The organism is Streptomyces sp. WAC04114, assembly GCF_019733245.1.
Lineage (GTDB): Bacteria > Actinomycetota > Actinomycetes > Streptomycetales > Streptomycetaceae > Streptomyces > Streptomyces massasporeus_A.
The window spans coordinates 42,022-50,301 of the sequence record NZ_JAIGQA010000042.1; the positions used below are offsets into that span (position 1 = coordinate 42,022).

Below are 8,280 nucleotides of genomic sequence, written 5' to 3' on the forward strand. Positions count from 1 at the left end.
GTCAGTAGTGGTACCGGGCCTTGATGATCACGACTTCCTTTTCGGTGGCCCGGTAGACGAGGCGGTGTTCGTCGTCGATCCGGCGTGACCAGTAGCCAGACAGGTCGCCCTTCAGCGGCTCCGGTTTGCCGATACCCGTGAAGGGGTCCCGCTGGATCTCGGCGATCAGACGGACGAGCTTGCGGAAGAGCTTCCTGTCGGCGGCCTGCCAGTAGAGCAGGTCCTCCCAGCCGGTGGGACGGAACCGTACGTCCCTCACTCGCCGTCCTCCGCCATGGCCTCCAGCTCCGCCATGCTCCTGGTGATCACCGGGGTGTCGGCGGCCTTGTCCGCGGCGACGGCCGCCATGAGGTGGGCGGCATTGGCGGGCGAGCGCAGCAGGTAGACGGTCTCCTGCCAGGAACGGAAGTCGTCGGCCGACATCAGTATGGCGTTGCCACCCCTGGAGGTGATCTCCACGGGCTCATGGTCGTCGTTGACCTGCTGGATCAGCGGGAAAAGCCTGGCCCGGGCCTCACTGGCGGTGATGGACATGCCGTCCCTCCTCAGACTGGTACCGAAATACCGTACCAGTCGGATGGTACAGGGACCCGGTACAAGTCGCATGGCCTCGTTCTTCCCGACCGGGATTCCCCTACCGGCTGGCAGGATAAGGAGAGCTGTAAGGGGCCCGGTTTCACTGTGCGGGCCCGGAACGAGGCCCGGCCGCGGGGGTGGCCGGGCGTGTGCTGTGGGGAGCGGGAGCGGCTGATGGCCAGAGCGCGGGCGAGACGGTCGTACTGAGGGACGTTCTCGACATCAAGGAGGACGTCTACGCCGGCGACTTCAAGGTCGAGCCGTCCCAGGGGTTCAGCGGGCGTGCCGCGGGCCGGGTCGAGGAGTACGTGGTCACGCCGCAGCTCCAGGAACAGTTCGGCAAGGCGCTGAAGCTGATCCGCGGCGCCGTCCGCAAGAACGCCTCGTACGCCGCCTACCTGCACGGATCGTTCGGCGCCGGTAAGTCCCACTTCCTGACCGTGCTGCACGCCGTGCTGAACGGCGAGGCCGCAGCCTGGGCCAAGCCGCGGCTGCGGGAGGTCATCGCCGAGCACCGCGGAACCCGTAGAGGGCTCGCAGGCGCACGGCGGGAGCGCCCGGGCCCCAGACGTCCACGCGGACCAGGCGCCGGTCCACGGCGACGGCAACCGGCCCGGCGGGCCCCGGCGCGTACCGCCGGGCGATCCACAGCGGCACGCCCTCCGCCTGCGCCCGAGCGGCGAGGGCGGCCACCTGGCCCGGCCCGCCGCACCTGCGCACGGCGAGTTCGCCGAGCGCCCGGGCGAAGTCGGCGGTCCGGCGCACCTTCAGGGGCGTGGTGGTACCGGTGACGCGGGTGACCGGGACGATGCCCGGGCCCTGCACGAGTGACGCGAGGGGGCGTTCGGCACCGCCGCCGCCCAGCCAGTGTCCGCGCAGATACGCCTCGGCCATGGCGCCGAGGTTCAGCTCGTCCAATGGCGTGGTCCGGCCGCCCCTGCGCAGCCGGTCCTCGGTGAGTTCCGCGGTGCGCGCCAGCGGATTTCTGGACCGTTCCTCGTAGAGCACCTGGCTCATCGCATCCCCCTTCTGCTCCGGTGCCTAGGAGGCCGCCGAACGCCGCCGCGGTTCCCTGACCGGGGAAGAAGAACAGTGAGGGCCCGGCACCCCGTTTCCGGGGTGCCGGGCCCTCACTCAGGCTCTGGCGACCTTGGTCGTCAGTGGGCGTGGCCGTGGCCGTGGCCCGCGGCGGCCGGCTCTTCCTCTTCCTTCTTCTCGACGACCAGGGTCTCGGTCGTGAGGAGGAGGGAGGCGATGGAGGCGGCGTTCTCCAGGGCGGAACGGGTGACCTTCACCGGGTCGATGACGCCGGCCTTGACCAGGTCGCCGTACTCGCCGGTGGCGGCGTTGAAGCCCTGGCCCTTGTCGAGCTCGGCGACCTTGGAGGTGATGACGTAGCCCTCGAGGCCGGCGTTCTCGGCGATCCAGCGCAGCGGCTCGACGGCGGCCTTGCGGACGACCGCGACACCGGTGGCCTCGTCGCCGGTCTTGCCGAGGTTGCCCTCGAGGACCTTGACGGCGTGGACCAGGGCGGAGCCACCACCGGAGACGATGCCCTCCTCGACCGCGGCGCGGGTCGCGGAGATGGCGTCCTCCAGACGGTGCTTGCGCTCCTTGAGCTCGACCTCGGTGGCGGCACCCACGCGGATGACGCACACGCCGCCGGCCAGCTTCGCGAGGCGCTCCTGGAGCTTCTCGCGGTCCCAGTCGGAGTCGGTGGACTCGATCTCGGCCTTGATCTGGGCGACGCGGCCCTGCACGTCCTCCTTGTTGCCGGCGCCGTCGACGACCGTGGTGTCGTCCTTGGTGACGGTGACGCGGCGGGCGGAGCCGAGCACGTCCAGGCCGACCTGGTCGAGCTTGAGGCCGACCTCCTCGGAGACGACCGTGGCGCCGGTGAGGATCGCCAGGTCCTGCAGCATCGCCTTGCGGCGGTCGCCGAAGCCGGGGGCCTTCACGGCGACGGCGTTGAACGTGCCGCGGATCTTGTTCACGACGAGGGTCGACAGGGCCTCGCCCTCGACGTCCTCGGCGATGATCAGCAGCGGCTTGGAGGCGTTCGACTGGATGACCTTCTCCAGCAGCGGCAGGAGGTCCGCGATGGCGGAGATCTTGCCCTGCGTGATGAGGATGTACGGGTCGTCCAGGACGGCTTCCATGCGCTCCTGGTCCGTCACGAAGTACGGCGACAGGTAGCCCTTGTCGAAGGCCATGCCCTCGGTGAAGTCCAGCTCCAGACCGAAGGTGTTGGACTCCTCGACGGTGATGACACCGTCCTTGCCGACCTTGTCCATCGCCTCGGCGATGAGCTCGCCGACCTGCTGGTCCTGGGCGGACAGACCGGCGACGGCGGCGATGTCGGACTTCTCGTCGATCGGCCGGGCGGTCGCGAGGAGCTCCTCGGAGACCGCGGCGACGGCGGCGTCGATGCCCTTCTTCAGGGCGGCCGGGGAGGCACCGGCGGCGACGTTCTTCAGGCCCTCGCGCACGAGCGCCTGGGCGAGCACGGTCGCGGTGGTCGTACCGTCACCCGCGATGTCGTTGGTCTTGGTCGCCACCTCCTTGACCAGCTGGGCACCGAGGTTCTCGTACGGGTCCTCGACCTCGACCTCGCGGGCGATGGTCACACCGTCGTTGGTGATGGTGGGAGCGCCGAACTTCTTGTCGATGACGACGTTGCGGCCCTTGGGGCCGATCGTCACCTTGACCGTGTCGGCAAGCTTGTTGACGCCGCGCTCGAGGGCGCGACGGGCGTCCTCGTCGAACTTCAGGATCTTCGCCATGGGAGCGTGAGCCCTCTTCCGGAATCTGGGATATACGGCACTGCGCCCCGGGCGCCCGGCTTCATGTCGATCGCGGGGGCCAGGGGCGCAGCTTCAAAGCAATGTGCTTGGGGTGAATTACTTCTCGACGATCGCGAGCACGTCGCGGGCCGAGAGGACGAGGTACTCCTCGCCGTTGTACTTCACCTCGGTGCCGCCGTACTTGCTGTAGAGCACGACGTCACCGACGGAGACGTCGAGCGGAAGACGGTTGCCGTCCTCGAAGCGACCCGGGCCCACGGCCAGGACGACGCCCTCCTGGGGCTTCTCCTTGGCGGTGTCCGGGATGACCAGGCCAGAGGCGGTGGTCTGCTCGGCGTCGAGCGGCTGGACCACAATGCGGTCCTCGAGCGGCTTGATGGCAACCTTGGAGCTGGTGGTCGTCACGATCCGACCTCCCCCTTCGGAGATCTCACGGGGTTAACTGTCTGAGGTGGCGACCAGGTGGATCCGTCGTCGCGGGTGCCGGACCTGCCCGTCGCTGTGTTGGCACTCTCCTAGGGGGAGTGCCAAAGCCGAGACTATGACTGCGATTAGCACTCGGTCAAGCGGACTGCTAATTGCCGGCGGCGCGTCGGCCGGGCGCTCTCTCCAGGTGGTCCATCGGGGGGTCCTTCGGGTTGCCCATCGGCTGGTCCTTCGGCTGGCCCATCGGGCGGTCCTGCACGTGGTCCTCCAGCCGCCCCACCCGAAGCCCCCTGCGCTCGATCTCGCGCAGCAGCCGCACGGTCCGTTCGGTCAGGCTCGGGGACATCGTCTCGCCCGCCGGCACCGAGACGATGTCGCCCGGCCGCAGGCCCGGCTCGCCCCGTGTGTACGTCAGTTCGCCGTCGACGCCCAGGGACGCGCGCCACAGGACGACCGCCGTGATGCCGCAGTCGGCGGCCGCGCGCAGGGTCGTCCGGTCGTAGGTGCCGTAGGGCGGGCGGAAGAGGCGGGGGCTGATGCCGAAGCGGGAGCGGAGCTTGTGCTGCTGGCCGCAGATCTCGGCGCGCTGGCCGGCGTAGGGCAGGCCGCGCAGGGCGGGGTGGTCGAGGGTGTGGTTCTGGATGGACGCGCCGACCGCGCGCAGCCGGGCGAAGTGGCCGTAGCCGGGGCCCACGACGCTGTCCGTGAGGAACATGCTGACGGGCAGGCGCCGTTCGCGGACGAGGCCGACGAAGCGGGGGTCGCGTTCGGCGCCGTCGTCGTAGGTGAGGAAGACGACGGGTTCGCGGGTGGGGACGTGGTCCACCACGGGCGGCAGCGGGCGGGTGGCGCTCACGGCGCGGGGCGAATCCTGGGCCCGGCCGTCGGCGGTGTCCGGCCGCTCCCCCACGCCCCCGGCGCAGCCGGCCAGCAGGACCGCGCACAGCAGGGCGGCGGCCGGCCGCCTCACAGGTAGTCCTCCAGCCGCCCGACCGCGTACCCCTGGGCCGTCGCCTTGTTGAGGAAGCGGCGGACCATGTCGGCCATCGTGCCCTTCCAGTGGTCGCGGCCCCGGAAGTGGGTGAGGACGATGTCGCCCCGGCGCAGCTTGCGGTCCCCCTCGCGGTACTCCCAGTGGTCGGCGAAGACCTCCTCGTTCCACAGGGGGACGTACGTGATGCCGCAGGTCTTGGCGGCGCGCAGGGTCGCCCGGTCGTAGCTGCCGTAGGGCGGTCGGAAGAGGGTGGGGCGCTTGCCGAACTGTCTTTGCACGTAGCGCTGCATGCCGCAGATCTCCCGCCTCTGCCCCCGGTAGGACATGCCCCGCAGATTGGGGTGGTGGAGGGTGTGGTTGTTCAGGACCACACCCTTGGACTGCATCGTCCGGAAGTAGCGGGTGTCGTCCTTGACCAGGTAGCCGCTGAGGAAGGCGGTGTACGGGACGTCCAGGTCGCTCATCATCCGCAGGAAGGCGGGGTCCTTCTCGGCGCCGTCGTCGATGGTGAGGAAGACGACCTTGTCGCGGGTGGGGACCCTGGTGAAGACGGGCGGCAGGTCGAGCTCGCGGTGGCCGTCCACCTCGAAGCCCTTGCGGGTCCTGATCCTCGGCTTCTCCGCCGGGGCCGGCGGGGCCGCCCGGGGGACCTTGCGCAGGCCCCAGCGGTGCGCGGCGGCGACCCGGGCGGCGTGCGCGGCGCGCAGCTTGGTGGCGTAGGAGTCGAGGGCGCGGGCCGGGGGCGCGTCGAGGGGCTGCTGGCCACCCGCCGGGGTGACCTGGTCGCCCGCGCCGTCCTGCGCGCAGCCGGAGGCGATGGCGGCGAGGACGAGCACGGTGAGGCCGATCCGCACGCCGGCGGACCTTCGCCCCGATGCCCCCCATACCCGGCTTTTGTCATTTTGTACGACTGCTCGCATGATGCCGGATCCTCGCAGCGCCTCCCGTCGATCCCGGCCCGACACCGCGGCCCGCGCCCCACCATCCACCGACTGGCCCACACGCCGCCCGCCCGCCGCCGTGGCCGACAATGATCCGGTGACCGACCTCGCTCCCCTCCTCACCCCCGAAGGCCGCGCCCTCCTCGACGAGGTGCGGGACACCGACCCGGCGCAGGAGCTGGCCGTCGCGACCCGGCTGCGCCGCGAGCACCCCGCCGCGCTGGTGTCGGCGGCGCTCGGGCAGGCGCGGCTGCGGCAGCGGGCGGCTGTGAAGTTCGGGGCCGAGGACGCGGGCCGGATGTTCTTCACGCCGAACGGCGTCGAGCAGTCGACCCGGGCGAGCGTGGCGGCCTACCGGGCGCGGCGGATGGCCGAGGCGGGCATCACCTCGGTCGCCGACCTGTGCTGCGGCATCGGCGGTGACGCTATCGCGCTGGCCCGTGCCGGGATCCGGGTGCTGGCCGTGGACCGGGACCCGCAGACGGCCGCGGCGGCCCGGGCGAACGCCGACGCGCTGGGGCTGTCCGGTCTCGTCGAGGTGCGCGAGGCGGATGTCACGGACGTGGACACGGCCGGCTTCGACGCCGTGTTCGTCGACCCCGCCCGGCGCGGCGGCCGCGGCCGGATCTTCGACCCCGAGGCCTACTCGCCGCCCCTGTCCTGGGCGATCTCCGCCGCCCGCCGGGCCCCCCTCGGCGCCGCGCTGAAGGTCGCCCCCGGCATCCCGCACGAGGCCGTCCCCGAGGACGCCGAGGCCGAGTGGATCTCCGACGGCGGGGACGTCAAGGAAGCGGTGCTGTGGTTCGGCACCGAGCCGGGGGCGGTCCGGGCGACCCTCCTGCCGGGCCCCCGCACCCTGCTCTCCCGCGGCCTGCCCGACCCGGAGGTCCGCCCGCCCGGCCGCTACCTGTACGAGCCCGACGGCGCCGTCATCCGCGCCCACCTGGTCGCCGAGGTGGCCGACCAGGTCGGCGGCGGGCTGCTCGACGCGACCATCGCCTACGTCACGGCCGACACCCTGCACCCGACCCCGTACGCCACCGCCTACGAGATCACCGACCATCTGCCCTTCAACGTCAAGAAGCTGAAGGCGCTGCTGAGGGAGCGCCAGGTCGGCATTCTCACCGTCAAGAAGCGGGGTTCGGCGGTCGAGCCGGAGGAGCTCCGCAAGAAGGTCAAGCCGCAGGGGCCACACGCGGCCACGGTGTTCCTGACCCGGGTCGCGGGGGCACCGGCGATGCTCATCGGGCACCCCGCCTGACCTTCAGGACGGCTCGGCCGCCCGGCGCAGCAGCAGGTCCCGCTCCCTCTCGTTCCGCGTGAGCGACGCCGCCCGTTCGAACTCCGCCCGGGCCTCGGCCGTACGCCCGAGGCGGGCCAGGAGGTCGCCCCGGACGCTGGGCAGCAGGTGGTAGTCGCGCAGAGCGGGATCGCCGGTCAGGGCGTCGACGAGGACGAGGGCCGCGGCCGGGCCCTCGGACATCGAGACGGCCACCGCGCGGTTCAGCTCCACGACCGGGGACGGGGAACGGGCGGCCAGGAGGCCGTAGAGGGTGGCGATGCGGGACCAGTCGGTCTCCTCGTAGGTGTACGCGTGCGCGTGGCAGGCGGCGATGGCCGCCTGGAGGAGGTAAGGGCCCGGGGCGCCGGAGGAGGTGGCCTCGGCCCGGCCCAGTGCGGTGATGCCGCGGGCGATGAGCATGCGGTTCCAGCGGGAGCGGTTCTGGTCCTTCAGCAGGACCGGCTCGCCGGAGGGGCCGGTGCGGGCGGCCGTCCGGGAGGCCTGGAGTTCCAGGAGCGCGGTGAGGCCGTGCACTTCGGGTTCCTTCGGCATGAGAGCCGAGAGCACCCGGGCCAGGCGCAGGGCGTCCTCGCACAGGGACGGGCGGAGCCAGTCGTCGCCGGCCGTGGCGGCGTACCCCTCGTTGAAGATCAGGTAGATGACGTCGAGGACCGAGCCGAGGCGGGCCTCGCGGTCGGGGCCGTGCGGCACCTCGAAGGCGACGTTCTTCGTCGCGAGGGTGCGTTTGGCGCGGACGATGCGCTGCGCGACCGTCGGCTCCGGGACCAGGAAGGCGCGGGCGATCTCGGTCGTGGTCAGGCCGCCGAGCAGGCGCAGGGTGAGGGCGGTGCGGGCCTCGGTGGACAGCACCGGGTGGCAGGCCGTGAAGACCAGGCGGAGCAGGTCGTCGTCGATGTCGTCGGGGTCGGCGGGCTCCTCCGCCGGGGCCGCGTCGGGCAGGGCCCGGCCGATCTCCGCCAGCTTGCGGGCGTAGTTCTCCCGGCGCCTGACCAGGTCGACGGCGCGGTGGCGGGCGGCGGTCATGAGCCAGGCGCCCGGGTTGTCGGGCACCCCGTCCCGGGGCCACTGCTCCAGCGCCGCGACCAGCGCGTCCTGCGCGAGTTCCTCGGCGATCCCGACGTCCCGGACGACCCGTGCGACTGCGGCGATGATCCGGGGCGACTCCATCCGGAAGACGGTCTCGACGGTCTCGACGACCTCGGCGGTACGGCCGGGCTGGGGCGGCGGGGGTGGGGG

Annotated in this window: 9 protein-coding genes; 1 reads left to right on the plus strand and 8 read right to left on the minus strand. The window is 71.8% G+C overall.

Annotation, left to right across the window (positions count from 1 at the left end):
• Position 1: 1 nt before the first annotated feature.
• From K4G64_RS14420 to K4G64_RS14450, 7 genes are all read right to left on the minus strand, one after another.
• Positions 2 to 259, minus strand: coding sequence for a Txe/YoeB family addiction module toxin (locus K4G64_RS14420; RefSeq protein ID WP_221756440.1), 258 nt, complete (start codon positions 257 to 259; stop codon positions 2 to 4).
• Entirely contained in the window at positions 256 to 534 is a 279-nt protein-coding gene (locus tag K4G64_RS14425) for a type II toxin-antitoxin system Phd/YefM family antitoxin (RefSeq protein ID WP_184761037.1), read from the minus strand. Before K4G64_RS14425 ends, K4G64_RS14420 begins: the two co-directional genes overlap by 4 nt.
• A 543-nt stretch (positions 535 to 1,077) precedes the next feature.
• The gene (locus K4G64_RS14430) at positions 1,078 to 1,593 is read right to left on the minus strand and encodes a hypothetical protein (protein ID WP_260460448.1); all 516 of its coding nucleotides are present in this window, start codon (positions 1,591 to 1,593) and stop codon (positions 1,078 to 1,080) included.
• 140 nt (positions 1,594 to 1,733) lie between these two features.
• On the minus strand, positions 1,734 to 3,359 hold the full coding sequence (gene groL, locus K4G64_RS14435) for a chaperonin GroEL (RefSeq protein ID WP_221756441.1): 1,626 nt from the start codon (positions 3,357 to 3,359) through the stop codon (positions 1,734 to 1,736).
• Between the two features lie 117 nt (positions 3,360 to 3,476).
• Positions 3,477 to 3,785: a co-chaperone GroES gene (groES, locus tag K4G64_RS14440; RefSeq protein ID WP_003974211.1), complete on the minus strand. Its 309-nt coding sequence runs from the start codon at positions 3,783 to 3,785 to the stop codon at positions 3,477 to 3,479.
• 169 nt (positions 3,786 to 3,954) lie between these two features.
• Positions 3,955 to 4,776, minus strand: coding sequence for a polysaccharide deacetylase family protein (locus K4G64_RS14445; RefSeq protein ID WP_221756442.1), 822 nt, complete (start codon positions 4,774 to 4,776; stop codon positions 3,955 to 3,957).
• Positions 4,773 to 5,654 carry a polysaccharide deacetylase family protein gene (locus K4G64_RS14450; RefSeq protein WP_308122366.1) on the minus strand — a complete coding sequence of 294 codons (882 nt, stop codon included), beginning with the start codon at positions 5,652 to 5,654 and terminating at the stop codon, positions 4,773 to 4,775. Before K4G64_RS14450 ends, K4G64_RS14445 begins: the two co-directional genes overlap by 4 nt.
• Positions 5,655 to 5,838: 184 nt before the next feature.
• Between K4G64_RS14450 and K4G64_RS14455 the strand changes: the two genes are divergently transcribed.
• A complete protein-coding gene (locus tag K4G64_RS14455) occupies positions 5,839 to 7,002 on the plus strand; it encodes a methyltransferase domain-containing protein (protein WP_221756444.1) in 1,164 nt (387 codons plus the stop codon).
• Between the two features lie 3 nt (positions 7,003 to 7,005).
• Here the strand turns inward: K4G64_RS14455 and K4G64_RS14460 are convergent.
• On the minus strand, positions 7,006 to 8,280 hold a 1,275-nt coding region (locus K4G64_RS14460), incomplete at its 5' end, for an RNA polymerase sigma factor (protein ID WP_260460449.1).

Bases quoted from the DNA above. Each gene is read 5' to 3' on its own strand.
- K4G64_RS14425 (WP_184761037.1), bottom strand. From the start codon at position 534: ATGTCCATCACCGCCAGTGAGGCCCGGGCCAGGCTTTTCCCGCTGATC.
- K4G64_RS14430 (WP_260460448.1), bottom strand. From the start codon at position 1,593: ATGAGCCAGGTGCTCTACGAGGAACGGTCCAGAAATCCGCTGGCGCGC.
- groL (WP_221756441.1), bottom strand. From the start codon at position 3,359: ATGGCGAAGATCCTGAAGTTCGACGAGGACGCCCGTCGCGCCCTCGAG.